Annotated in this window: 21 protein-coding genes and 1 pseudogene; 12 read left to right on the forward strand and 10 right to left on the reverse strand. The window is 48.3% G+C overall.

Annotation, left to right across the window (positions count from 1 at the left end):
• Positions 1 to 11: 11 nt before the first annotated feature.
• Positions 12 to 456: pseudogene (locus tag MHH76_RS06115) on the reverse strand (ferritin-like domain-containing protein).
• A 238-nt stretch (positions 457 to 694) separates the two neighbouring features.
• On the opposite strand from MHH76_RS06115, the gene modA reads away from it, so the two are divergent.
• The 6 genes from modA to sbcC all read left to right on the forward strand — a co-directional run bounded on the left by modA (position 695) and on the right by sbcC (position 14,043).
• The gene (modA, locus tag MHH76_RS06120; RefSeq protein WP_043054577.1) at positions 695 to 1,453 is read left to right on the forward strand and encodes a molybdate ABC transporter substrate-binding protein; all 759 of its coding nucleotides are present in this window, start codon (positions 695 to 697) and stop codon (positions 1,451 to 1,453) included.
• Positions 1,454 to 1,461: 8 nt separating this feature from the next.
• Complete coding sequence (gene modB, locus MHH76_RS06125) at positions 1,462 to 2,118, forward strand: molybdate ABC transporter permease subunit (RefSeq protein WP_035339021.1); 657 nt, start codon at positions 1,462 to 1,464, stop codon at positions 2,116 to 2,118.
• A gap of 109 nt (positions 2,119 to 2,227) precedes the next feature.
• On the forward strand, positions 2,228 to 5,728 hold the full coding sequence (gene addB, locus MHH76_RS06130; protein ID WP_043054268.1) for a helicase-exonuclease AddAB subunit AddB: 3,501 nt from the start codon (positions 2,228 to 2,230) through the stop codon (positions 5,726 to 5,728).
• Positions 5,715 to 9,407: a helicase-exonuclease AddAB subunit AddA gene (gene addA, locus MHH76_RS06135; protein ID WP_043054269.1), complete on the forward strand. Its 3,693-nt coding sequence runs from the start codon at positions 5,715 to 5,717 to the stop codon at positions 9,405 to 9,407. Before addB ends, addA begins: the two co-directional genes overlap by 14 nt.
• 65 nt (positions 9,408 to 9,472) lie before the next feature.
• Positions 9,473 to 10,654, forward strand: a complete 1,182-nt coding sequence (sbcD, locus tag MHH76_RS06140; protein ID WP_003180431.1) for an exonuclease subunit SbcD — start codon at positions 9,473 to 9,475, stop codon at positions 10,652 to 10,654.
• Positions 10,651 to 14,043, forward strand: coding sequence for an exonuclease subunit SbcC (sbcC, locus tag MHH76_RS06145; RefSeq protein WP_043054270.1), 3,393 nt, complete (start codon positions 10,651 to 10,653; stop codon positions 14,041 to 14,043). Before sbcD ends, sbcC begins: the two co-directional genes overlap by 4 nt.
• Before the next feature lie 44 nt (positions 14,044 to 14,087).
• Here the strand turns inward: sbcC and MHH76_RS06150 are convergent, their stop codons facing one another.
• From MHH76_RS06150 to MHH76_RS06175, 6 genes are read right to left on the reverse strand one after another with little or no spacing between them, the layout of a single operon-like run.
• The gene (locus MHH76_RS06150; protein WP_016885923.1) at positions 14,088 to 14,306 is read right to left on the reverse strand and encodes a spore germination protein; all 219 of its coding nucleotides are present in this window, start codon (positions 14,304 to 14,306) and stop codon (positions 14,088 to 14,090) included.
• Between the two features lie 55 nt (positions 14,307 to 14,361).
• Positions 14,362 to 14,745, reverse strand: a complete 384-nt coding sequence (locus MHH76_RS06155; protein ID WP_043054271.1) for a spore germination protein GerPE — start codon at positions 14,743 to 14,745, stop codon at positions 14,362 to 14,364.
• Positions 14,742 to 14,924: a hypothetical protein gene (locus tag MHH76_RS06160; RefSeq protein ID WP_003180439.1), complete on the reverse strand. Its 183-nt coding sequence runs from the start codon at positions 14,922 to 14,924 to the stop codon at positions 14,742 to 14,744. The genes MHH76_RS06155 and MHH76_RS06160 overlap by 4 nt, the downstream gene beginning before the upstream one ends.
• Positions 14,921 to 15,535 carry a spore germination protein GerPC gene (locus tag MHH76_RS06165; RefSeq protein WP_020450872.1) on the reverse strand — a complete coding sequence of 205 codons (615 nt, stop codon included), beginning with the start codon at positions 15,533 to 15,535 and terminating at the stop codon, positions 14,921 to 14,923. Before MHH76_RS06165 ends, MHH76_RS06160 begins: the two co-directional genes overlap by 4 nt.
• An 18-nt stretch (positions 15,536 to 15,553) precedes the next feature.
• A complete protein-coding gene (locus MHH76_RS06170; RefSeq protein WP_020450873.1) occupies positions 15,554 to 15,799 on the reverse strand; it encodes a spore germination protein GerPB in 246 nt (81 codons plus the stop codon).
• Between the two features lie 12 nt (positions 15,800 to 15,811).
• On the reverse strand, positions 15,812 to 16,033 hold the full coding sequence (locus MHH76_RS06175; protein ID WP_020450874.1) for a spore germination protein: 222 nt from the start codon (positions 16,031 to 16,033) through the stop codon (positions 15,812 to 15,814).
• A 185-nt stretch (positions 16,034 to 16,218) separates the two neighbouring features.
• On the opposite strand from MHH76_RS06175, the gene MHH76_RS06180 reads away from it, so the two are divergent.
• Entirely contained in the window at positions 16,219 to 16,512 is a 294-nt protein-coding gene (locus tag MHH76_RS06180) for a DUF3784 domain-containing protein (protein WP_043054272.1), read from the forward strand.
• Between the two features lie 82 nt (positions 16,513 to 16,594).
• Here the strand turns inward: MHH76_RS06180 and MHH76_RS06185 are convergent, their stop codons facing one another.
• Together MHH76_RS06185 and MHH76_RS06190 are read right to left on the reverse strand one after the other, a co-directional pair.
• Entirely contained in the window at positions 16,595 to 16,777 is a 183-nt protein-coding gene (locus MHH76_RS06185) for an aspartyl-phosphate phosphatase Spo0E family protein (protein ID WP_020450876.1), read from the reverse strand.
• A 162-nt stretch (positions 16,778 to 16,939) separates the two neighbouring features.
• On the reverse strand, positions 16,940 to 18,025 hold the full coding sequence (locus MHH76_RS06190; protein ID WP_025811689.1) for a CotH kinase family protein: 1,086 nt from the start codon (positions 18,023 to 18,025) through the stop codon (positions 16,940 to 16,942).
• A 165-nt stretch (positions 18,026 to 18,190) separates the two neighbouring features.
• Between MHH76_RS06190 and MHH76_RS06195 the strand changes: the two genes are divergently transcribed.
• The 4 genes from MHH76_RS06195 (at position 18,191) to MHH76_RS06210 (ending at position 21,570) form a co-directional block, all read left to right on the forward strand.
• Positions 18,191 to 18,694, forward strand: a complete 504-nt coding sequence (locus MHH76_RS06195) for a hypothetical protein (protein WP_023856614.1) — start codon at positions 18,191 to 18,193, stop codon at positions 18,692 to 18,694.
• Positions 18,695 to 18,846: 152 nt separating this feature from the next.
• A complete protein-coding gene (locus MHH76_RS06200) occupies positions 18,847 to 19,752 on the forward strand; it encodes a fumarylacetoacetate hydrolase family protein (RefSeq protein WP_020450879.1) in 906 nt (301 codons plus the stop codon).
• A 274-nt stretch (positions 19,753 to 20,026) separates the two neighbouring features.
• Positions 20,027 to 21,079 carry a ribosome small subunit-dependent GTPase A gene (rsgA, locus tag MHH76_RS06205; RefSeq protein ID WP_020450882.1) on the forward strand — a complete coding sequence of 351 codons (1,053 nt, stop codon included), beginning with the start codon at positions 20,027 to 20,029 and terminating at the stop codon, positions 21,077 to 21,079.
• A 134-nt stretch (positions 21,080 to 21,213) separates the two neighbouring features.
• Positions 21,214 to 21,570: a YisL family protein gene (locus MHH76_RS06210; RefSeq protein WP_011197750.1), complete on the forward strand. Its 357-nt coding sequence runs from the start codon at positions 21,214 to 21,216 to the stop codon at positions 21,568 to 21,570.
• A 38-nt stretch (positions 21,571 to 21,608) separates the two neighbouring features.
• Here the strand turns inward: MHH76_RS06210 and MHH76_RS06215 are convergent, their stop codons facing one another.
• The gene (locus MHH76_RS06215) at positions 21,609 to 22,175 is read right to left on the reverse strand and encodes a DUF2777 domain-containing protein (RefSeq protein ID WP_043054273.1); all 567 of its coding nucleotides are present in this window, start codon (positions 22,173 to 22,175) and stop codon (positions 21,609 to 21,611) included.
• A 164-nt stretch (positions 22,176 to 22,339) separates the two neighbouring features.
• Between MHH76_RS06215 and asnB the strand changes: the two genes are divergently transcribed.
• On the forward strand, positions 22,340 to 24,181 hold the full coding sequence (gene asnB / locus MHH76_RS06220; protein ID WP_043054274.1) for an asparagine synthase (glutamine-hydrolyzing): 1,842 nt from the start codon (positions 22,340 to 22,342) through the stop codon (positions 24,179 to 24,181).
• Positions 24,182 to 24,247: the final 66 nt, after the last annotated feature.

Raw genomic sequence — 24,247 nt, forward strand, 5'->3', positions numbered from 1 at the left:
ATCAAGGCGGATCATCTCTTTGTTAAGAAGTATAAAAACCAGACTGCATGGTTTTGTTTGTTCGTCAGCTGCCGCCCGCTTGAACGCCTCCCGTATCGCCCGGTCTTTCACATAGTCTGCGATGTCCAAATAAAAATCAACCGTTTCCTGTTCGTCTTTAAATGCGAACTCCAGCGCGTTTCGATACTGTTCCGGACAAGGCTCAGTTATGGAAATGTCAGGCTTTCGGCCGGTAAGAGACGTATAAAATGTTAGGAACGCATTAAAGTGGCGAATTTCATCTTGTCTGATTTCTAAAATCCGCTTTTTTGTTTCGGAATCCGGCGCCTTTTGGGCGATTTTTTGATAGCAGACGACCGCGCTGTGCTCTCCGTTTACCGCTTTTTCAAGATCCTTGATCAGCTTGTCGTTTTGCCTGGCGGGATAGGCGGGAAGATACGGCTGAACATACCACATCTTTTTCACCTCAACACTTTATATTTGACGTCCTGTCATTATATGTATGTGCTTGCATGCATGTGCCTATGGAAGGTTGAGCCTCGAACATGTGTCAAAATGATGTGCGGTGAGCACAATCTATTTTAAAAAAATGAAGTTTGACGTAAAATGGTTGTTAGTGCCGAATTAATGACATACATATCAAAATGGAGTGAGACTATTGAAAAAGGTAATATTGACGGCCGTGGCTTTATTGATGTCGGTTGTTTTGTTCGCCGGCTGCCAGGCGGAAAAAGGGGGATCAGCCAAGGGGAAGTCTGAAAAAGTTCAAATTACGGTTTCCGCGGCTGCGAGTCTCAAAGATGTATTAGCGGAACTTTCCTCTGTATATGAGAAAGATCATCCGAATGTCTCCATAAAGTTTAATTTTGGTTCATCGGGTGCATTGCAGCAGCAGATCGAACAGGGCGCTCCGGCTGACTTGTTTTTTTCTGCCGCCGAGGACAAATTTAATAGAGTAGTTAATCAGGGGTTAATTGACAAAAAAGACTCTGTCAAGCTGGTCGAAAACAGTCTGGTGCTGATCGTTCCGAAAGGGAAAAATCAGCATGTCAACAGCTTCAAAGATTTGGCGGAGGGCAAAATCGAAAAACTTGCGGTCGGAAAACCCGAATCAGTGCCAGCCGGAAAATACGCAAAAGAAACGTTGACGAACCTTGACGTATGGTCTAAAGTGCAATCTAAAATCGTCTACTGCAAAGATGTAAGGCAGGTCCTTTCTTATATCGAAACAGGCAACGCGGATGCCGGAATCGTTTACCGGACGGACGCCCTTTCATCAGATCAGGTCGAGACTGTCGAGACGGCGAAAAGCGATCTGCATACACCGATTGTCTACCCGCTCGGAATTGTAAAAAATACAAAGCACAGGGAACAGTCTGAGGAATTTTATCAATTCCTGCAAAGCGACCAAGCCGTTAAGGCAATGGAAAAGTACGGATTTAAGAAGGGCTGACCGCCGTTATGCTTGAGGAATTCTTTTCCCCGATTGAAATTTCAATTCAAGTATCAGTCGCAGCGGGCATCATCGCAGTTTTGCTTGGAACTGCTGCGGCGAGGCTCCTGGCGAACAGAAACTTTAAAGGCAAGTCTGTTATCGAGACGGTAATGATGCTGCCGCTCGTTCTGCCGCCGACCGTTGTCGGATTCTTTTTAATCGTGATCTTCGGAAGGCAGAGCATGATCGGACGCTTGATAGAAAACGTATTTCAAGCACCGGTTATTTTTACCTGGTGGGCAGCCGTGATCGCCGCTGCGGTTGTCGCGTTCCCGTTAATGTATCAGTCAGCAAAATCAGGATTTTCGGCTGTCGACCGCGATATCGAGGATGCCGCGAGGGTTGATGGAGCAAGCGAGTGGAGGGTGTTCCTCTTTGTCACCGTTCCCCTCGCATCAAATGGAATCATGACGGGGATTGTGCTCAGCTTTGCGAGGGCGCTGGGCGAGTTTGGCGCAACGCTGATGTTTGCGGGTATCATCCCGGGGGTGACGCAGACGGTGCCTACGGCGATATACTTGGCGATCGATTCGGGAAATATGACGCTGGCATGGATGTGGGTCGCCTCTATCGCGATCATCTCGTTTTTGATGCTGTTTTTTGTGCAGTTCAAGCAAAAATAGCCGTATGGGGTGCAAGTGCTCATACGGTTTTTTCCCAGTTTTGGAGAATGGTTATTTTGCAGATGTTTCGATAGAATAAAGAGTAAGAAACAGAAAGGAGACGAGCTTAGTGGGAGCAGTATTTTTATCAGGCAGATCCGGGAGTGGGAAAACGACCTTTATCCTGAATGAAATCAGAGAAAAACTTCGCGATGAACCGCTCGGAAAACCGATCATTTTTCTAGTCCCGGATCAAATGACGTTTTTAATGGAATACGAGCTTAGCAAAACACCCGATTTGGGCGGAACTATCCGCGCCCAAGTGTACAGTTTTTCAAGGCTTGCCTGGCGAGTGCTCCAGCATACCGGAGGCATGAATCGGCCGTTTTTGACGGGGACGGGCATTCAGATGCTGCTGCGGAGACTGATTGAAGAGCATAAGGGCGAGTTTAAAGTCTATCAAAACGCAAGCGATAAAAGCGGATTTACGGAGCAGGTGGAACGGATGCTGACCGAATTTAAACGGCATTGTCTGCAGCCTGAAAGCATCCGGGACATGATAGAGGGGACGGGCAAATCGGAATACGAAGATGAACGGATCCTTTCCGATAAATTGCACGACTTATATATTTTATACAGCAAGCTTGAGGAAAATCTGGAGAATCAATATGTTCAATCTGAGGATTATTTGACGCTTTTGGCCGAGCAGATTCCGTATGCGGATGAGATTAGAAACGCTGCCGTTTACGTGGACGGATTTCACCAATTTACGCCGCAGGAGATGAACGTGCTGGAACAGCTGATGGTACATGCGGAGGAGATCACTTTTTCGCTGACGGCGGATCAGCCGTTTACGGCCAACAGCCCGAATGAGCTCCATCTGTTCAGAATGACCGGGAAGGCGTACTATGACCTTTACCAGAAGGCGAAGGAACTTGGCCTTGATCCGTCAGAAGTGCGGCTGGAAGAAACGAAACGGCACCAGCAACATTCGGAGCTCCGGCACCTTGAACGCTATTTTGACGAGCGTCCTGCAAAACCGTATCGCGGACGGACGGAATCGCTCCGCATCATGCAGGCGTCGAACAGAAGAACCGAGATTGAAGGAATTGCGCGCGAGATTCATTCTTTAATTCGCCAGGGCCGCTTCAGGCTTAGGGATATCGCCGTTATTGCCCGGAATGTTGAAGATTATAAAGATACGATAAAAGAAGTTTTTAAAGACTGTGAACTTCCTTTTTTCATAGACGGCAAGGAATCGATGCAAAATCATCCGCTCATTGAGCTGATCCGTTCGACGCTTGATATCATTAAAGGAAACTGGCGGTATGAAGCGGTGTTCCGCTGTGTCAAAACGGAACTTTTATTCCCGGAAGGACAGCCGAAGGAACGGCTGCGCGAACAGATTGACCAGCTTGAAAACTACTGTATTGCGTATGGCATTAAAGGAGACAGATGGACAAGCAAAGATCCGTTTGTTTACAGAAGGTACTCTTCACTGGATGAGGATTTTGCCAAGACAGACAAAGAGATTGAAACGGAAAATATGCTCAATGAACTAAAGGGCTGGATCGTTCCACCGATCCACAGGCTGCAGAAGCGCTTGAAAAAAGCTGAAACCGTCAGGGAAATGGCCGAAGCCGTTTACCTTTATCTTGAAGAAGCCGATGTTCCGATGAAGCTTGAACAGGAAAGGCGGCTGGCCGAAGAAAGCGGTAGGATTGCAGAGTCGCGCCAGCATGAGCAAGTATGGGATGCCGTTATTCAACTGTTGGACGAGTTTGTTGAAATGATGGGCACAGAGCGGATATCGTTTGCTTTATTTCAGCAAATGATTGAAACCGGCTTGGAGTCTTTGAAATTCGCGCTGATTCCGCCCGCTCTTGATCAAGTGTTTATCGGCAATATGGACCTTTCAAGGATGTACGGCACGAAATGCACATTTCTCATCGGTGTAAACGACGGTATACTTCCGGCGAGGCCTGCGGACGACGGCGTGCTTTCAGACGATGACCGGGAGTGGCTGAAACGAAACGGCGCACAGCTGGCTGCGACGGGTCGAGAGCAGCTCTTGGATGAGAATTTTCTGATCTACATGACGCTTTCCAGCCCGTCTGAAAAGCTCTATGTCTCCTATCCGATCGCAGATTCGGAAGGGAAGACGCTGCTTCCTTCAACAGTAGTGAAACGGCTGAATGAGCTGTTCCCGGACGGCGAAGAGAAGATGCTGATTCATGAACCCGAGCAGCTGGACGACGAAGCCCAGCTTGAATTTCTCGTGAATAAAGGCGCCGCCTTGAGCCATTTGGCAGGGCAGCTCGGCATTTGGACGAGGCAGTATGCGATCAGCGATGTATGGTGGAGTACATACAACTTTTTAATGAATGAGCCTGACCGCATCTTTTCTCAAAATATCCTGTCCAGCCTGTTTTTCAGAAACAAGGTCGAAAACTTGAACCGGCATGTGAGCCGCGATTTATATGGGGAGCACATTCAGGGAAGCGTGTCGCGGATGGAGACGTTCAAAGCCTGTCCGTTTTCCCATTTTGCTTCGCACGGTTTAAAGCTGAAGGAACGTCAATTTTTCAAGCTTGAAGCTCCGGATATCGGTCAGCTGTTCCACTCGGCGCTGAAGCTGATTTCAGATCGGCTTCACGAGCTTAAACTGGATTGGCGCGACTTAACGAAAGCCCAATGCGAGACTTTGTCAAGCGATGCAGTTGAACGGCTCGCGCCAAAGCTGCAAAAAGAGATTTTGCTCAGTTCGAACCGTCATCATTACGTGAAGCAGAAGCTGCAAAAAATCATTGCCAGGGTATCGGGCATTTTAAGCGAGCATGCAAAAGCAAGCGGGTTTGCCCCCGTCGGCATCGAGCTCGGATTCGGGGGGAAAGGTCCGCTTCCTCCAATGCGTTTTACCTTGAAGAACGGCTGCACAATGGAGCTTGTCGGCCGGATCGACAGAGTGGATAAAGCGGAGAGCTCAAAAGGGCTGCTGCTTAGGATTGTCGACTATAAATCAAGCGATAAAGGCCTCGATTTGGCCGAGGTGTATTACGGCCTCGCCCTGCAAATGCTGACATATCTCGATTTGTCGATCACACATTCAACCGATTGGCTCGGCATGAAGGCATCCCCTGCAGGCGTGCTTTATTTTCATGTGCACGATCCGATGATCCAGGCTTCGGTGCCGCTCGGCCTTGATGAAATAGAAAAAGAGATTTTCAAAAAGTTCAAGATGAAAGGGCTGCTCTTGGGAGACCAGGAAGCGGTCAAGCTGATGGATACCACGCTGGAACAAGGCAGGTCGAACATGATCAGCGCAGGCTTGAAAAAAGACGGCTCGCTCCGTTCGGATTCTGACGTTATTGCAGAAGAGGATTTTCATGTATTAAGGCGCCATATCCGCCGGACATTTCAGAAGGCCGGCGAGGAGATCACAGACGGTAAAGTGTCGATCGAGCCTTACAAGCTAAAAGACCGGACACCGTGCACATATTGTTCGTACCGGTCATTCTGCCAGTTTGACGAATCGCTTGAGGAAAACGAATACCGGATATTAAAACCCGAAAAAGACAACGTGATTTTGGAGCGGCTGAAAAAGGAGGATGAGACAGATGGAGATTTCTAAACCGAAGGGCAGCAATTGGACTGATGACCAATGGAAGGCGATTGTCTCATCCGGCCGGGACATTTTAGTTGCGGCAGCGGCCGGCTCCGGAAAAACGGCCGTGCTGGTTGAGCGGATCATTCGGAAAATAACGGATCAGGAACATCCCGTAGATGTCGACAGGCTGCTTGTCGTCACCTTTACGAATGCATCTGCGGCTGAAATGAAGCACAGGATCGGCGAAGCGCTCGAAAAAGAGCTTGCCGAAAATCCGGGTTCGCTTCATTTGCGCAGACAGCTTGCTTTATTAAACAAAGCGAGCATATCAACATTGCACTCATTCTGTCTTCAAGTCATCCGCAAATACTATTATTTGATCGATGTTGATCCGGCTTTCCGGATCGCCGATCAGACGGAAGGCGAGCTGCTTGGCGATGAGGTGCTGGACGAGCTGTTTGAAGAAGAATACAAAAAGCAAGATCCGGCCTTTTTTGAACTTGTGGACAGATATACGACAGACCGTCATGACCTCGATTTGCAGCATCTCGTCAAGCGGGTCTACGAGTTTTCCCGTTCGCATCCCGATCCGGAAGGCTGGCTTCACACATTTGTTGATCTGTATGACGCGGCTTCAGATACGAAAGTTGAGGCTCTGCCGTTTTATTCTTACATTAAAGAAGACATCGCACTCGTTCTGGAGGGGATGCGGCAAAAGCTGACGCGTGCGCTTGATTTGACAAAGCAGCCAGGGGGGCCTGCGCCGCGCGCCGAAAATTTCCTCGATGATTTAGCGCAGATTGACAGGCTGATTCAGCAGCAGAATGATTTTTCGGCTCTGTACGAGCTTGTACCGGCCGTTTCGTTTCAAAGATTGAAGCCGTGCAAAGGAGATGCGTACGATCCTCGATTGGTTGATGAGGCCGCAGATCTCCGCAACAGCGCGAAAAAGCAACTTGAAAAGCTGAAAAGCGATTATTTTACGCGAACTCCCGAGCAGCACCTTGAGAGCTTGAGGGAAATGAAGCCGGTCATTCAGACGCTCGTCCAGCTCGTGTTGGAGTATGGCAAGCGGTTTGCGGACGCGAAAAAGGAAAAAGCGATCGTCGATTTCTCAGACCTTGAACACGACTGCCTTGCGATTTTATCCGGGAAAAACCAAGCCGGCGAAGCCGTGCCGAGCGAAGCGGCGAAGTTTTACCGCCATCAGTTCCATGAAGTGCTTGTTGATGAATATCAGGATACGAACTTGGTCCAGGAAGCGATTTTAAAGTTCGTCGCCAAAGAGGAGCATGAGGGGAACCTGTTTATGGTGGGCGATGTCAAGCAGTCGATTTACCGGTTCCGCCTGGCAGAACCGCTTTTGTTCCTTTCGAAATATAAACGCTTTACAGACGATGGCTCGGGTTCCGGTCAAAAAATCGATTTAAATAAAAACTTCAGAAGCCGTTCAGATATTTTGGACAGCACGAACTTTTTATTCAAGCAGCTCATGGGAGAAAAGGTCGGGGAAGTCGAATATGACGAACAGGCCGAATTGAAGCTTGGCGCGTCTTATCCGTCGAACGAAGCGACAAAAACGGAGCTTCTGCTCATCGAAAACCAGAGCGGCGCGCAGGATGAAGAGGCTGAAGAGCTTGAGGCGGTCCAGCTTGAAGCAAGAGCGATGGCCGGACAAATCCGCAGGCTGATAACAGAAAAATTTCAAGTATATGATGCCAAAGCGAAAGCGTCACGGAACATCCAGTACCGTGATATCGTGGTGCTTTTGCGATCGATGCCTTGGGCGCCGCAAATTATGGACGAGTTTAAACAGCAGGGGATTCCGGTATACGCGAACCTCTCAACGGGTTATTTTGAAGCGACAGAAGTATCGGTCACACTGTCTTTATTAAAAATCATCGATAATGCTTATCAGGACATCCCGCTTGCGTCCGTTCTCAGATCGCCTGTTGTAGGTCTTGACGAAAATGAGCTTTCCTTGATCAGAATCAAGGATAAAAAAGCGCCGTTTTACGAAGCGATGAAAGCATACCTTGCTGCAGCAGATGGCGATGAGAGGCTCAGCGAAAAGCTTCGCCGCTTTGACGCCCTGCTCAAAAAGTGGAGAGCGTATGCGAAAAACCACTCTGTGGCAGAGCTGATCTGGGAAATCTACCGGGATACGAAGTATTTGGATTATGTCGGCGGAATGCCGGGCGGAAAACAGCGGCAGGCCAATTTGCGCGCGCTTTACGACAGGGCAAGATCCTATGAAGCGACATCGTTCCGCGGTTTGTTCCGCTTTTTAAGGTTTATTGAGCGGATGCAGGAGCGGGGTGATGATCTCGGAACGGCAAGAGCTCTGAGCGAACAGGAAGACGTTGTTCGGCTGATGACGATCCACTCAAGCAAAGGGCTTGAATTTCCTGTCGTATTTACCGCCGGTCTCGGACGGAATTTTAATATGATGGACTTGAACAAGTCTTATCTGCTGGATAAAGAACTCGGTTTCGGAACGAAGTTTATTCATCCGAAGTGGCGGATCAGCTATCCGACGCTGCCGCTGATCGCGATGAAGAAAAAGCTCCGCCGCGAGCTTTTATCAGAGGAGCTGCGCGTCTTGTATGTCGCTCTTACCCGGGCCAAGGAAAAGCTGTACCTGGTCGGGACGGCTAAGGATAAAGAAAAGCTGCTTGCCGACTGGCGGTCACAAGCGGCGGGGTCTGAGTGGCTGCTTCCGGATTATGAACGGTTTCAGGCGAAATCTTACCTGGATTTCATCGGACCTGCTTTGATGAGACACAGAGATATGGATGAATCCGGCGCGCCGCTGGTGATTGATGAGATCCGTGAACATCCGGCGCGCTTTCAGGTCAGCTGGCTGTCGGCCGCGGATCTTCAAGCAGAAGATATTGATCAGGCCGGTGAAGAAAGACACGGCCGGCTCTCCCAAATTCAAATGGGGCTTCCGATCGATGGTTCGTTTGAGTATGAGCAACAAGTCAGAGAAAGGCTGACATGGTCATATCCATACAAAGACGCCGCCAAAGTCCGAACAAAACAGTCTGTCTCAGAAATGAAAAGGCAGAAGGAGTATGAGGATGAGTACGGCGACCGCTCGCTGATTCGCCCAACCAAGGATGCTCTCCTGTTTAAACGGCCGTCCTTTATGATGGTTAAAGGCCTGACCGCGGCCGAACGAGGGACGGCGATGCACACCGTCATGCAGCATATTCCGCTGACCCGTGCGCTTGAAATGAATGAGCTCAGCCGCCTCCTAGACAGGCTTGTTGAGAAAGAGCTATTAACAGAAGACCAGCGGGCAGCGATTGAGGAAGACGATATTCTCGCATTCTTTGATACGGAAATCGGACAAAAGCTTCTCGGCGCCCGCCGCGTCGAACGGGAAGTTCCCTTTAACATGACGCTGTCCGCCAAAGAGGTTTATCCTGATCTTGAGTCAGCCGACGAACCTGTATTGATACAGGGAATTATCGATTGTTTATTCGAGACGGAGGACGGTTTTTACCTTCTTGATTACAAAACCGACCGGATACACGGAAAGTACCGAAACGGATTCGAAGGGGCCGAACCGATTTTAAGGAAGCGTTACGAAACACAAATTCAGCTTTATGCACGAGCCGTTGAAACGATGATTAAAATGCCGCTCAAAGGGCGTGCACTGTACTTTTTTGACGGAGGACATGTGCTCTTATTTTAATATGAAACCGGCGTCCCCCTGACGATTTCGGGGGGAGCTTTAATGAAAAGAGAGGTGAGGCACACATGCGAATTTTACATACAGCGGACTGGCATTTAGGAAAAACGCTTGAAGGGAGAAGCCGCCTGAAAGAACAGGCGGACTTTCTTGAAGAGCTCACAAGGATCGTAAAAGATGAAAAGATCGACGCCGTTATCATGGCCGGAGACGCATTTGACACAGTGAATCCGCCTGCACTGGCTGAACAGCTTTTTTATGAAAGCCTCTCCGCCTTGTCTGACAAAGGAAACCGTCCGGTCGTCGTGATTGCCGGCAACCATGATAATCCGGACCGCCTTTCCGCGGCCTCTCCGTTAACGACAGACCATGGCATCCACTTGATCGGGTACCCGAAGACTGAGCCAGTTGAAATAGAAGTCGCTTCTAGTGGGGAGATCCTGTCAGTCGCAGCGCTCGCCTATCCTTCCGAGTCCAGACTGAATGAAGTGCTGTCGGAAACATTTGACGAAAAACTGCTGCGCGACCAGTATGATGAGAAAATCAAGCAGACCTTTCAGCGTATGTGCGGCAAGGCGAGAAAGGATGCGGTGCAGATTGCGGCAAGCCATATTTATGTGGCGGGCGGCAGCCAGACGGATTCTGAGCGGCCGATCGAAGTCGGAGGCGCATATACGGTGGCTGCGGAAAGCCTGCCGGAAAACGCCGCCTATGTGGCGCTCGGGCATCTTCATCGCCCGCAGACGATCAAACGGGCCCGCACGCTTGCCAGATATTCAGGTTCACCGCTTGCCTACAGCTTTTCTGAAGCGGGATACGCAAAATCGGTCTCCATTGTCGAAGCCGCACCCGGTCAAACGGCATCATGGGAAGAGGTCCATTTGACGAGTGGAAAACCGCTCGTTAAATGGAAGGCGGAAAAAGGGATGTCCCAAGTATACAGCTGGCTGGAGGAAGAGCGGGACAAAAACGCGTGGATCGACCTTGAAATCCATCTGACAGACCAGCTGTCGATTGAAGAAATTCACCGTTTGAGAAAAGCGCATCAAGGCATCATCCATATTCGTCCGGTTTTTGAGGAAGCCGCCTCGGATGAAGAGAAGATCCGGTCCAGAAACGTTCCGATTGAAGAACGGTTTATAGCGTTTTATGAAAGACAAACCGGTGGAGCGGTTCCCGATGAGGAAACCGTCAAACTGTTTCTGGAGCTCGCCGCAGGATCGGAACAGGAAGAGGGTGATGAAACATGAAGCCGATTTCTCTGTCTATTAAGGGGCTGCACAGTTTCAGGCAGGAGCAGGTGATCGATTTTGAGCGCCTGTGCGATGCCGGTGTATTCGGTATCTTCGGGCCGACCGGAAGCGGCAAGTCGTCGATTCTTGACGCGATGACTCTCGCTTTGTACGGGAAGGTGGAGCGGGCCGCCAATAATACGCACGGTATTTTGAATCATGCCGAAGATGAGCTTGCCGTATCGTTTACGTTTAAGCTGCAGACAGGCCATGAGACGGCTTATAAAGTGGAACGGGTCTTTAAGCGGACAGATGCCGTCAAGGTCAAAACATCGATCTGCCGCTTCATTGAAATGAAAGAGGAACAAATCGTTCTGGCCGATAAAGCGAATGAAGTAAACCGGAAAATCGAAGAGCTGCTGGGCTTGACGATCGACGATTTTACAAGGGCAGTCGTCCTGCCGCAAGGTAAATTCGCCGAATTTCTTTCCTTAAAAGGAGCGGAGCGGCGGCAGATGCTTCAGCGCCTGTTCAACCTCGAACAATACGGGGACAGGCTCGTCAAAAAACTGAAGAAACAGGCGCAAACAGCGCAGGCCAGAAAAAATGAGATGCTTGCCGAGCAGGCTGGATTGGGCGATGCGGGGGAAGAGGCGCTGAAACAGGCGGAACAGCATCTCGAAGAAGCTGAAAGCCTTTTGCAAAGCAAGAAGCGCGAACGAGACGCAGAAGCGCAGCGCTTTGCGGAGTATCAGGAGATTTGGAACCTGCAGCAGGAAAAAGAAAGCTATCTGAAAAAAGAGGCGGAGCTTTTAAAGAAACAGGAACAGATTCGGGAAAAAGAAAGCCGCCTGCACCTCGCCGAAACGGCAAATACGCTCAAGCCTTATGCAGACGCCTTGCTGGCAGCGCGGGAAGATGCCGAACGCGCACACCGGGAAGAAAAACAAGCGCGGGAACAATTAGAACAATATGAAGAGCTTCATAAAAAAACAGAACGCGAGTACGAGGATTTCAGGCGTCTTAAAAATGAAAAGGAACCGGAGCTTCTCAAGCAAGAAGAACAGCTCACCGCTTTGAAGGAAATTGAAAACAAGCGGCTAGCCGCACAGGCCGAGGCCGAGAAGAAGCAGCGCGAACAGCGTTTGAAAGAAGAGGAAATCAAGCATGCGGCAGACGAGCTGGCCAAGGTGAAAAGTCTGCTTGAACGCGGGACAGCCAAGCAGAATCAGCTGAAAGCGGAGCTGAAATCTGTCCAGGTATCTAGCGAAGAGCGTAAAAACTGCCGAAATGCCAATCAGCTTGCTTTTCACATTCAACAGCTTAACAACGATGCCGCTTTAGAAAAGGAACGGCTTGGTCAGCAGGAGACGCTGATTAAAGAGCTCCAGCAAGAACAGCAAGCGGTGGATCAAAAGGTAAAAGCTGAAACCGAACGCATCGAGGCATTGTTTGCCGCTGTCGAACGAGCGTACGCGCTCGTTTGCGAAACAGACAGATCGCTCTCTGAGACCATCCGTGTGGCATCTCAAAAAAAAGAAGAGATTGCGGCAAAACGGGAACAGGCAAACCGTGATCAGCTGGCAATCGAACTGGCAAAGCAGCTCAAAGACGGAGAGCCTTGTCCGGTCTGCGGATCTGTACATCATGAAATGCCCGCCCGCGTCGGCATAGAAAGCCTGTCCTTTAAAGAGGCGGATTCCGAACTGGAGAAAACGGAAGCCATCATCGCTGAAGCCGGTGCGCTGGCTCAGGAGTTTTTCTCGGCCAAAGTGGCACTCGAACAGCAATCCGACCACCTGGTGAGCGAATGCCCGTTTTTAGTCAAGAGCAAACATGAACTGCCTGAAACCGCTGCATCGATAGAAGAAGGCACCATTCCCGAACGGTACAACCGCATCAGCTTTGAATGGAAAGGAATCAGACAGGATCTCGCAGAGACAAAAAGCAGGATGTCCAAGCTCCTTCACACATATAAAGAGCTCTGCAAGAAACGCGACCAAATCAGCGAGCGACTCAGCCATGAAGAAAAGGAGCGTAACAGGCTTCAAAACCGCGTCCGCGAATTAAATGACCAGTTAAATGAACGCCGAAAAAGCTTCGGCGAACAATTCGACGGCCTCTCTTATGAACAGGCTGAAAAATGGCAAAAAACGATTGAAGAAAAAGATCTGGCCGCAGAGGAATTCGAAAAGCGTATCGAAATGAGCGTCGGCTTTCTCACAAAACATGAACAGCAAAAAGAGAAGCTCACCGAGCGCTTGTTTGCGCTTGATAAAGAAAAGCTCGACCTCCGCTATGCAGTCGAAAGCCTTAATAAAGAAATAAACGATTATCAAAAAGAGCTGATGGGCTATCCCGATACAGCTGCGATCGACAAAAAGCTTCAAGACGTGAAAACGCAATTGGCCAAGCTGCATGAGCAGGAACAGACGCTTTACGGACGGCTCAAAGAGACCGAATCCGAAGTCAGCCGTTTAAGAGGACAGACAAAAGGGTGTGAGCTCGCTTTGCGTGAAGCGGAAGCAAGGCTTGCGAAAGCGGCGGACATCTGGCAGGAAAAATCCGGAGGTACACCGTTTGAAAAGGCCTCTGAAGTGAAAGCGAGCATTTTAGACCGCGATGATCTTGCCCGGCTGAAAGAAGACATTCAAATGCATTGGGATCAGACAAAACAGTGCGAGTCCAATATCAAGCGGATTACGGAAAAGCTTGATGGGAGATCGGTTTCTGAGGAGAGTTGGGAAAAAGCCGCCGTCACGAAGGACAAAGCTGAGGAGGCATTCAGCAAAGCCTTGGAAGAAAGGGGCGCGGCCGGCAAAGCTCTCGCCGTCATCCGCGAGAACCATAAAAGGTTTAAGGAACTTGAAGCATCATTGGCTGAATGGCAGACATACATCGACCGTCTTGATAAACTCCAAGCCGTCTTTAAAGGAAACAGCTTTGTTGAATACTTGGCAGAAGAGCAGCTTGAAAGCGTCACAAGAGACGCATCTGCAAGACTCGGCGAACTGACAAGACAGAGGTATGCGATTGAAGTCGACTCAGAAGGCGGTTTTGTGATGAGGGACGATGCCAACGGCGGAGTCAAGCGCCCTGTTACGAGTCTGTCAGGTGGGGAGACGTTTCTGACTTCACTGGCGCTTGCGCTTGCACTTTCGGCACAGATCCAGCTTCGCGGAGAGTATCCGCTCCAATTCTTCTTTTTGGACGAAGGGTTTGGCACGCTTGATCAGGATTTGCTGGATACGGTCGTGACCGCATTGGAGAAGCTTCAGTCTGACAATCTGTCGGTCGGTGTGATCAGCCACGTTCAGGAACTTCGGGCCAGGCTGCCGAAGAAGCTGATTGTCCATCCGGCTGAACCGAGCGGCAAAGGCACAGCTGTATCGCTTGAAATGATTTAACCTGGTAACCAAAAAGCAGCCTTCTTCTAGTGGAAGAGGCTGCTTTATGCATTTCCGACAACATTCTGGTCGCTTACATCCGGGTCTATATAATTTGTCGCGTTTATACCATTGTTGACGATAAGGAAATCTCCAGTATTACCAGCACCAGAACCGAGTGCAGACTTTGAAGAGCTTTTTGGAGATAGATAAAAAGAATCGCCGAAATTCACTACTCCTCCTGAGATTTCATTGATTTTAATGGGTCCGACAATGGCTGGCATGATTGATCGACATCCTTTATAGAAGTCTCTGAACCAGTATATGTCGGCCGGGCGGTTATTGTGAGTTCCTTGCAGGAGGAGGCTTTCTGATATGTTTGACTCTCGCCTCGGAAATCATGCGGCGCGTCGAACCAACCTGAAAAACTGAAGAAGAAGATACCCCGGCAATTTTTACAGCTCTGACTCGAATGACGGGAACCTCATGGAAAAAAGCTGATGAGACGCCGGTTTCCGGTAATAAATGTGGTATCGGCTGCTGAAAGAGAGGGAAATCTTCCTGATTAAATGAGCCTTCATTTCCGAAAAAAAGTGAAAGGTAGCGCTGAACAGCGAGAATTTTCACTTTAGAAATAATCTCTTCGACATCCCCGATTTGCAGCGTGCTGGTGATCCCTACTGAATGAACTTTCATAAACTTTACTTTTGACGTTCTGATCATCTTGATTCCGGCGCCAGCGGGACAAACGGCCCGACAATGAGAGATTCAGGCGGTGTATCAAAAATTGATGACAGGGAAATGCATTCTGTATCTCCGATTAAAAAAACAGATGAGCTTGAAACTGCGGTAATATTAATATTGCCTACATCGAAACAGCGGTTCACAACGGTAAAATTCATTCGTTTTCATTTCCTTTCATTTCGTCAGGAATCGATTTGAGAAAGTGTTCGATTGCCCGCGCGATATCACGCTTCACATAATCGGCCAGCCGTTCTGCATGCTCGCGGGGCTGGATGTTTTCGTCAGGCTGCACATGTTTGACGTAATAGCGGATGCGGCTGTCGATTTGCTTTCTGATGTCTTCGATGATATGGTGGCGGTTTGTATCGTCCAGTTTACTGTCATACCGGTCTTCCAGCTGTTCCAGCAAACGAGGGGTTTCTTCGTTTAAGTAGGCATCGACGAGCTGTCTCGTTTGCTGCATCAGCTGGCCGTCGAGTTCCTGCTGCAGCATTCCGATACCCGGCGGCTGCTGGCTGATTTCAAAGTTCTCCACCTGGTCAGGATCTGTCGGATTAAGCCCGATGTTGAGCGTTCCTTCAAGACGCTCGATCTTCAGCTGGTCAAATTTGTATTCAATCCGGTCAATCCTTGTGCCGGGATTTTCTTTCAGGTTGTTCAATTCTGCCTGTAATACGGCCATTCGCCTTTCGAGATTTTCAATCAGAGCAGCCTGCTGCTGCACATAGCTGTACCAGTTTTGAGAATATGAGGGATTGTTTTGCTTCATAAGTGATCACACCCCCGTTTAGCCTGTTGTAACAGATGGAGCTATGAGAGGAACGAAAGTCGATGACGGCCCCTCCTCAAAAGCATCTTGGAAAGCTCCGCCGCCGGCGACAGGCGGGGCTGCTTCCGTGTAGCTCCCTGTATTATAAAGGTTGGAAAGTGTTTTAATGGAGCCCGCACTCCCGATCTGCAAGACGGAAGAGTTGCTGATGCCTTCGACTCTTAAATAGTTGATTTGAATCGATTGGTTGATATAAAAATTCATGCCCCCACCTCCTTACAGGTTGCCTGCGATCGGCTGATCAATCATATCGTTGTCATATGTGTTGGTGATGCTGTTCTGGTTATATACGCTTAGTCCGTCTCCGGTATTGAAACTGCCGGCGCCTGCGAAAGTTTTAACTTCTGCATAAGGAGAAATCGTGATGCAGTCTCCGACATGAACAACGCCGCTCGTACCGACGGCATTTACTTTAAAAGCTCCGACAATAGCTGGCATGATGGCACACCCTTTAAATAATCAAACGTTTTTTATGGGCTATACACCATATCCTATGTTGCTTAGGCGCTTTTGTGATAAAAAAAGAGGTTTTTTCGTGAGTGCTGATCACATGCGGGTGAAACTCATCAGAGGGGAAAACGTATGAATAAAAAAACGGTGCGATAAGGGAAGGGGTAGGAGACATGTATTTTCAATGGAATTTGGTGTCAATCGCTGCAGCCCTGCTGTTCTTTTCAGCAGCCTATGCAGTCGGAATAAAAAAACAAACTTGGATATTGCGGGGATTTCGCCGGGAAAGAGTAAGGGATCAGGATAAGCTGGCCAAAATCGCAGGGTATTTCTTTTTGAACAGCGGATTTTTGTTATGCTTGAACGGGTTTGTTTATATTCCGTATCAAGAGTCCTTTACACCTTCGATCATTCTTGCCTACGGTGTGTGCACGATGATTTATGTTCAAAAAACAATGGCCGAATAGCCAAAGCTGCGACCTGAAATCATTGGATGAGGAAACGGAGGAGAGGGAAGGCCGGGCATCAGGCGCAGCTTGCAGTCGGAGGTCATGATGTATGGCGGCCTTTTCTTTCTTCCGCATGTATCACGCAGTTCTCATCCTTTTGCATTCGTTGGTTCAGCAAGTTGTCCAATTCCTGACTGCATTGAATGGCCTCTTTGGAGTTGATGCCGAATTTTTCGGCAGCTTCAAATAAGGCCAGTCTTTTTGCTTCAATTTTATTGTTCATCATGGCAGTCTCCAACTTTCGATTTGTATTTTGAGTCGGTGATTTCAGGTATTCAGCAATGATGTTCCTTGATATTGCTAGTATACCTTATTTTGTGTTAAAGGGATTTTTTTCGCCAATATGACAAAAAATGTGACATTTTTTTTGAAGGAGAGCGCCCGTTTATAATCGGGAAAGCTCGAAAAGCAGAAACCGCTTCCTCTGTTCGATAAAATGGAAAATTTGTTTTTGCTCATCTTCGAGTCGGCTGTATGTGACGGTTGTATAAGGATCATATTCAAGAAAAGGCGCGATTGTCTCATGCCAGTCTACCGCAAACCGCGAAAGCCGGCTGATTGTAAATTGGCGGTGCAAGACGTTTTTCATTAAATTGAAGTATTGGGACTGAAAAGCCGGGATGTCGAGCAGTCTCGCAGACAGTGTATTATAGCCTTTCGCCGGAATCCTGTTATGTTCCATTTCTTCCCCGTGAATATTCCGTCCCCATGTCGCGTCATAATCCCATGGAATAATTTGAAACGTTTTTGTGCGATCGTTTAAATAAAGCGCATAGTTATGGACGAAGCCGTCGAAGTTTTGGGTGCAGACGGCGCCGATGAGCCATAGCAAATATTGTTTGACATCGAGATAGCGTTTGATTTCCTTTTCAAATATGTCGTCTTTGGCGGTATTAATAAAGTAGATAAATTCCTGGAGGTAATCATCGTGTCGGCTTGACCCCGTTTTTCTTTCATATCCCTGCATGAGATTTTGCTTAGCCTTTTTATCGAAGGAGCTCAGCAGAGAAAAATTAGCATCGTCATCAACGGCATAATAAATGGCCCCCCTTTCTAAATTTCTCCTCTTTAAGAAATGATCGTCAACAGATTCGATTTTTAAATAGATGCCTTCTTTTTTTTCGTTGAGATAAAGGAAAGCGTGCGATGCTGCTGGCGCAAGAACGCCGATTTGTTCAAAAAAATGAAAGGATAGCCTGTTTCTGATGAAAGACGGGTCGTGATATTCGGCGTTCAAATGAAACGCAGCTTCTTCAGCCTTTTCTTTTCTGTCCGGATATTGAATGAAATAGGACTTCTTTGTCAGTTTGCGGGTATGGGCCCCTCTGTATGACACTGCGACAGGCGTCTTTGCTGAACCGGTCAAGAGCATGCCCGGAACGGCTTCATCACTCCAGACGTCTTTTTTCAACTCAAGCAGATGCTTCGGATGAATGTGCAGCCTGAAGGCCGGCAAGGCAGTGGCACTCATCATCATTTCCTCCTTTTTCAGCTGACATATCATATGTGAAAACAGCCAGTCCCGGAAGCGGACCGCCTAAGTTTGAACAAAAACAGTCATTTGCCTCAGTACACTTGTCTTTACGGTGCGTATGATAAATCAGGACATAAAAAAGGAAGAACAGGAGGTTACAAGATGAGTGGTGTCCATGATCATGACATTAAAGAGGCGGTAGATCAGCTGAAGAGCGAAGGCAGAGACCATTATTTAGACCGGGAACCCGAAGAATCCGCCGGCTCGGGTAAAGAGCGGCGTCCGCATAACATTTGGGATCTTTGGTGGGGGATCAAGCCGGACAGAAGCAAAAAACATCATAAAAGCAAGAAGCATGACGACCATGAAAAACCGGATAAAAGCAAGCACGACAAAAGCAAGAAACCTGATGACTGCAAGAAACCCGACAAAAGCAAGAAACCTGATGACTGCAAAAAGCCTGACAAAAGCAAGAAACCTGACGGCTGTAAAAAACCGGATAAAAGCAAAAAGCCTCACGATTGCAAAAAACGGGATAAATGCAGAAGTAAACGCCCCGATCATCATCGCTGCAAGAAGACTCACCATCATAAACGAGGCGGCTATGAAACCATTACAAAATGGTCTGACGGAAATCTGACCGAAGTCATCTACCGGAAAAAATAAGAGAAGCGGCTTACTGCATGGTGAGCCGCCATTTTCTTTTCCGGGAAGGAACGCCCGGGACTTTCGAAGCTGTTTGCTGAAAGCGAAAAGGAATTTTCGTTTTTTTAGAGAATATGTAGAATAGTTTTAAATCATACTGCGGGGGAATATTTATGAAGTTTGCGACAGCAAAGCTACACAGCCGTACATTTGTAGGGCTTGTCATGGATGAGAAGATAATGGATTTGCAAAAGGCGGAAAAAAAGCTGTTTGAGCTTGAAACGATACCTGAAACGCTTATCGAATGCGTAAGCGAGGGAGAGAAGTTTGTCCGCCATGTCGAACAGCTAGTGGAATGGTCAAAAAAGAAAAACAGCGAAGAGAGCGGTTCGTATATTTATCCGCTGTCAGACGTTGATTTGCTTGCGCCGATTCCCGAACCGCGGAAAAACGTGATCTGCATCGGAAAAAATTATCGGGATCATGCGATTGAAATGGGAAGTGAAGCAGATATTCCCGAACATATCATGGTGTTTACAAAAGCGCCGACTTCGGTTATCGGCCACATGGAAGGGATTGATGCCCACGAAGGCGTGACAGAGGCGCTCGATTATGAAGGCGAGCTCGCGGTTGTCATCGGCAAAACGGGAAAGAACATCCCGAAAGCTGAAGCCCTCGACTATGTGTTCGGCTATACGATCATCAATGATGTGACGGCGCGCGATCTGCAAAAGAGGCACAAGCAGTTTTTTATCGGCAAAAGCCTTGATACGACTTGCCCGATGGGGCCGTTTCTTGTACATAAATCAATGATTGAAGACGCAGGCGACTTGAGGGTTGAGACGAGAGTGAACGGCGAACTCCGCCAGTCGGGCAGCACAGAGGACATGATTTTTCCGATTGCGGACATGATCGAAACGCTGTCTAAAGGAATGACGCTTGAAGCGGGGGATATTATCGCAACCGGTACGCCGTCAGGAGTCGGCAAAGGCTTTAATCCGCCAAAGTTCCTCCGAAAAGGCGATCAAGTCGACATTACGATCGAACCGATCGGAACGCTTTCCAATCCAGTGAAATAAAGGATTGTCAAAAGATTGGCTTTAGCATATAATGAAGCTGTCAAACTTTTTAGAAATGAGGGATGTGTGATGAGAATGGATATTGTCTTTTTTGCCCAACAAACGATCATTGCACAGCCCATGTAATATTTCGACTGGTATTCTTCAAATGGATCTGGTGATATTTCCATGGGCTGTCGAAGCGGCTCATGGAGTGTTTATATGTTGAGAGAGCCGTGTATTTGCGGCTCTTTTTTTGTTTGAAAAATCATCAGATCTTTAGGAGGAAACCACATTGAATTTATCTGCATTAGGCATCAAATATATCATGGAAGCTTTAAAGGACGAGGAAGGTCTGATTTTAGGAAGGATCGCCCTTGAGCATAAAAGGTTGTACCGGGTATGGACGGAAGAGGGAGAGTGGCTGGCCGAAATCTCAGGCAGGCTGAGGTTTGAAGCGGAGAGCCGCGGAGACTACCCCGCTGTCGGCGATTGGGTGTATATGCGCCCACGCGGTGGCGAAAAGAAAGGGATGATCACGGAGGTCGTTCCCCGGTTCAGCAAATTTTCGCGCAAAGCGGCGGGGGAGCCGGCAGAGGAACAGATCACCGCAGCAAACGTCAACACGATCTTTCTCGTCAATGCGCTCGGTCTGGATTTTAATGTGAGAAGAATCGAACGCTATTTGCTGCTGGCTTGGGAAAGCGGAGCCAATCCCGTCATTGTCTTGAGCAAAGCCGACATCGCTGACCGGATTGAAGAAAAGGTGCGCCAGGCGGAATCCGTGGCATTCGGGGTGCCGATTCATGTCATCAGCGCTCATGAAGGCAATGGGATGGATGAGTTGAAAGCGTATGTGAAACAAGGAGAAACCGTCGCCCTTTTAGGGTCGTCAGGCGTTGGCAAATCAACGATCATCAACTTTTTTCTGAATGAAGACAGGCAGGTGGTCCAATCCGTCCGTGAAGATGACGACAAAGGGCGGCATACGACGACACACAGGGAAATGTTCTTGCTGCCTGAAGGCGGACTTTTAATCGATACGCCGGGGATGCGGGCATTGGAGCTTTGGGAATCGGAAGAAGGATTCAGACAGAGCTTCAGCGATATTGACCAGCTTGCAAAAAACTGCCGATTTTCAGACTGCATGCATCAAACAGAACCCGGCTGCTCCGTGCAGGAGGCGCTGGCTGACGGCAGACTCGATGCCGGCCGGTTCCAAAGCTACCTGAAATTAAAAAAAGAGCTCGAATACCTCGAAAGAAAAACGGATAAACGGGCGGCGCAGCAGGAAAAAAAGCGGTGGAAACAGATAACGAAAAGCATGAAAAAGAACAAACGCAAATAAATGAAAAAGGCGCTGATGAATGATCTCAGCGTCTTTTTTGCTGCGGAAATGACAGCGTTCACATTGTTTTGTTTAATGGACCGGTTCATGATAAGATAAGAACGATACCTGATTTGATAGGGGGAAAAATGAATATGACGCATATGCATATCACGTCTTGGGTGATCGCGCTCATTTTAGTGTTCGTTGCTTACGGACTTTACTCATCTGGAAACAGCAAAGGCGCAAAAATTACACATATGATTCTCCGCTTATTCTATATTATCGTTATCATTACCGGGGCGCAGCTCTTTTTAAAGTTCACGGCATGGAACGGAGAATACATAGCGAAGGCCTTGCTCGGCCTCATCACCATCGGATTCATGGAAATGCTTTTAATTCGCAGGAAAAACGGAAAAGCGGCCACCGGGATCTGGATCGGCTTTATTGTCGTTCTGCTCTTGACGGTTGTGCTTGGGCTCCGTCTTCCACTCGGCTTTAAAGTGTTTTAATTAAAAGACATCGGTTCTTTATGAGAACTGGTGTCTTTTTATGTCGGCGGCTTGAAGGTTGAAATTATCACGATTCGTTCCCCGTCTGAAGCGGTCCATTCGAATCTGTCCTTCCATTCCTCTTTTCGTTCGTAATGATGCTGCAGGGCGCATTGTTTCATATCATGAGAAAACTGATAAAACGAAACGCCCTTCACATCCTTTTTCCCGGGCCAAAAGCTCAAGCCGTTATAGGCGAAGACGCAGTCAAAGACGGAAAAGCCGAGGCTGTTCAGCTGATCCAAAAAAGAATAGAACTGTCCGTCTTCCAGATCGTTCAAAAATTCGAGAAATGCCTGTTTTACCGTTTTTAGATAACGGATCGATTCTCCGCCTGTCAGCTTCACGGTCTCCGGCTTTTCCGTGACGGCAAATTGATCAAACAGTTCGGCTTTTTGCCATTCTCCGTCTATGCTGATGAAAACTCCGGGACTGTTCAGGCTTTCAACCAAAAATAAATCTCCTTCTTCGTTTTCAATCAGGCAAATCCCGTCTTCCATTAAAATTTTGCCGTAAATCCATTTGCGCTTTTCGGCGTAAATTCGTTTTTGGCGTTCGGTGTCCATGGGCGGTCTCCTTTCTTATTTCGTTTTTTCCAAAACGGGCTTGTCTCATACAAGACTCTGTTGGACAATTCAACTATTATTTTAAGGTGCATAAAATAGGTAAAGTGACAAAGGAAGTGAAGCCTAAAGCAGAGGAAGAACATTAGAATTGGAGCTGATCGACAATGTGTGGAATAACGGGGTGGGTCGATTTTAAGAAGCCGCTTGTTCAGGAGCAGTCTGTCATGGAGAAAATGACTGATACGCTTTCGAACAGAGGACCTGATGATACGAATATTTGGGGAAAGCGCCATGTTTTATTCGGACATAAACGCTTGGCAGTTGTGGATCTGGAAGGCGGCAGACAGCCGATGACCCGCACACACCAAGGGTACGATTATACGATTTGCTATAACGGCGAACTCTATAATACGGAGGATTTGCGGAAAGAGCTTAGGCAGCGGGGGCATCAATTCAAGAGCCACTCAGATACAGAGGTTTTGCTTCATTCATACATGGAATGGAAAGAGGAATGCATCGACAGGCTGAACGGAATTTTTGCATTTACGGTATGGGATGAAAAGCGCGATCTTCTTTTTGCGGCACGCGACAGGCTCGGCGTTAAACCGTTCTTTTACACCGAACAGGGCTCATCATTTCTGTTCGGATCTGAAATCAAAGCGATTCTCGTTCACCCGGAAGTGAAAGCAAAGGTCGACCGTTCAGGGCTGGCCGAAATTTTCGGCCTCGGGCCGTCGCGATCGCCGGGGAGCGGTGTTTTTAAAGGAATAAAAGAGATCCGCCCGGGGCATGCGATGATTTTCTCAAAAGACGGTTTAACGGTTTGGCGCTACTGGAATGTGAAAAGCGAGAAGCATACCGACAGCTTTGACGAAACGGTGAAAAATGTGCGGTCGCTGTTTCAGGACGCCGTCACAAGGCAGCTTGTGTCTGATGTGCCGGTTTGCACGTTTTTATCAGGAGGGGTTGATTCGAGCGCCATTACCGCAACGGCCGCCAAGCATTTTGAGGAAGAAGGGAAGGGGCCGCTTCATACGTTTTCGATCGATTATGAAGACAATGAGCAATATTTTACGTCAAGTTCATTTCAGCCAAACGCCGACGGACCGTGGATTAAAAAAATGTCCGATGCATTCGCAACGGTTCACCACAACTGCGTGATTTCCCAGGAGGAGCTGGCCGCTTATTTGGAAGAAGCCGTACTGGTCCGTGATTTGCCGGGGATGGCTGATGTCGATTCTTCTTTGCTGTGGTTTTGCCGCGAGATTAAACAGGACTTTGTCGTGAGTCTTTCCGGGGAATGCGCGGACGAAATTTTCGGCGGCTACCCTTGGTTCCATTCGGCAGAAGATGTGAAAGGTTTCCCATGGATGAGATCAATGGAAGAACGGATCGCACTTCTGCAGGACGGCTGGCAGAAAAAATTGAACCTCGGCGAATATGTGAAGGCGAAATACGAGGAAACGGTTAAAGAAACACCGCTGCTTGAAGGAGAAACGGGTGCGGAGAAACGAAGGAGAGAGCTGTTTTACTTAAATATGCTCTGGTTTATGACAACGCTCTTGGATCGAAAAGACAGAATGAGCATGGGGGCGAGCCTCGAAGTCAGGGTTCCGTTTGCGGACCACAGGCTTGTCGAGTATGTCTGGAATATTCCGTGGGATGTCAAAATGCATGGCAGCCGTGAAAAAGGCATCTTCCGCAAGGCTCTTGAAGGCATTTTGCCTGATGAAGTGCTGTATCGCAAAAAAAGTCCATATCCGAAAACGCACCACCCCGCTTATACGAAAGCCGTCATTCGTTGGCTGGAGTCATTGCTGGAGCAAAAAGACTCGGCGCTTTATGTTTTCTTAGACAAGAAAAAACTGGAGCGGCTGATTGAGACGGAGGGCGCATCATTTCAAGTTCCCTGGTACGGACAATTGATGAAGGGACCGCAGTTGATCGCACACCTTGCCCAAATCCATACTTGGTTTGAGAATTATCGAATTGATATTGAGGAATAACATAAAACACCCGGCATAAGCCGGGTGTTCTGCGTTTTGGCAAAAGAAACGGCGGCGTTATTTGAA

This window comes from Bacillus sp. FSL L8-0193, from assembly GCF_037976065.1.
In the GTDB taxonomy this organism is placed as follows: Bacteria; Bacillota; Bacilli; order Bacillales; family Bacillaceae; genus Bacillus; species Bacillus paralicheniformis.

Bases quoted from the DNA above. Each gene is read 5' to 3' on its own strand.
- MHH76_RS06155 (WP_043054271.1), bottom strand. From the start codon at position 14,745: ATGATCAGAACGTCAAAAGTAAAGTTTATGAAAGTTCATTCAGTAGGG.
- MHH76_RS06215 (WP_043054273.1), bottom strand. From the start codon at position 22,175: ATGGACACCGAACGCCAAAAACGAATTTACGCCGAAAAGCGCAAATGG.
- asnB (WP_043054274.1), top strand. From the start codon at position 22,340: ATGTGTGGAATAACGGGGTGGGTCGATTTTAAGAAGCCGCTTGTTCAG.
- sbcC (WP_043054270.1), top strand. From the start codon at position 10,651: ATGAAGCCGATTTCTCTGTCTATTAAGGGGCTGCACAGTTTCAGGCAG.
- MHH76_RS06195 (WP_023856614.1), top strand. From the start codon at position 18,191: ATGAGTGGTGTCCATGATCATGACATTAAAGAGGCGGTAGATCAGCTG.
- addA (WP_043054269.1), top strand. From the start codon at position 5,715: ATGGAGATTTCTAAACCGAAGGGCAGCAATTGGACTGATGACCAATGG.
- sbcD (WP_003180431.1), top strand. From the start codon at position 9,473: ATGCGAATTTTACATACAGCGGACTGGCATTTAGGAAAAACGCTTGAA.
- MHH76_RS06165 (WP_020450872.1), bottom strand. From the start codon at position 15,535: ATGAAGCAAAACAATCCCTCATATTCTCAAAACTGGTACAGCTATGTG.
- modA (WP_043054577.1), top strand. From the start codon at position 695: ATGTCGGTTGTTTTGTTCGCCGGCTGCCAGGCGGAAAAAGGGGGATCA.
- MHH76_RS06190 (WP_025811689.1), bottom strand. From the start codon at position 18,025: ATGAGTGCCACTGCCTTGCCGGCCTTCAGGCTGCACATTCATCCGAAG.
- MHH76_RS06170 (WP_020450873.1), bottom strand. From the start codon at position 15,799: ATGAATTTTTATATCAACCAATCGATTCAAATCAACTATTTAAGAGTC.
- modB (WP_035339021.1), top strand. From the start codon at position 1,462: ATGCTTGAGGAATTCTTTTCCCCGATTGAAATTTCAATTCAAGTATCA.
- MHH76_RS06150 (WP_016885923.1), bottom strand. From the start codon at position 14,306: ATGCCAGCCATTGTCGGACCCATTAAAATCAATGAAATCTCAGGAGGA.
- MHH76_RS06160 (WP_003180439.1), bottom strand. From the start codon at position 14,924: ATGAATTTTACCGTTGTGAACCGCTGTTTCGATGTAGGCAATATTAAT.
- MHH76_RS06210 (WP_011197750.1), top strand. From the start codon at position 21,214: ATGACGCATATGCATATCACGTCTTGGGTGATCGCGCTCATTTTAGTG.
- MHH76_RS06185 (WP_020450876.1), bottom strand. From the start codon at position 16,777: ATGAACAATAAAATTGAAGCAAAAAGACTGGCCTTATTTGAAGCTGCC.
- MHH76_RS06200 (WP_020450879.1), top strand. From the start codon at position 18,847: ATGAAGTTTGCGACAGCAAAGCTACACAGCCGTACATTTGTAGGGCTT.
- MHH76_RS06180 (WP_043054272.1), top strand. From the start codon at position 16,219: ATGTATTTTCAATGGAATTTGGTGTCAATCGCTGCAGCCCTGCTGTTC.
- MHH76_RS06175 (WP_020450874.1), bottom strand. From the start codon at position 16,033: ATGCCAGCTATTGTCGGAGCTTTTAAAGTAAATGCCGTCGGTACGAGC.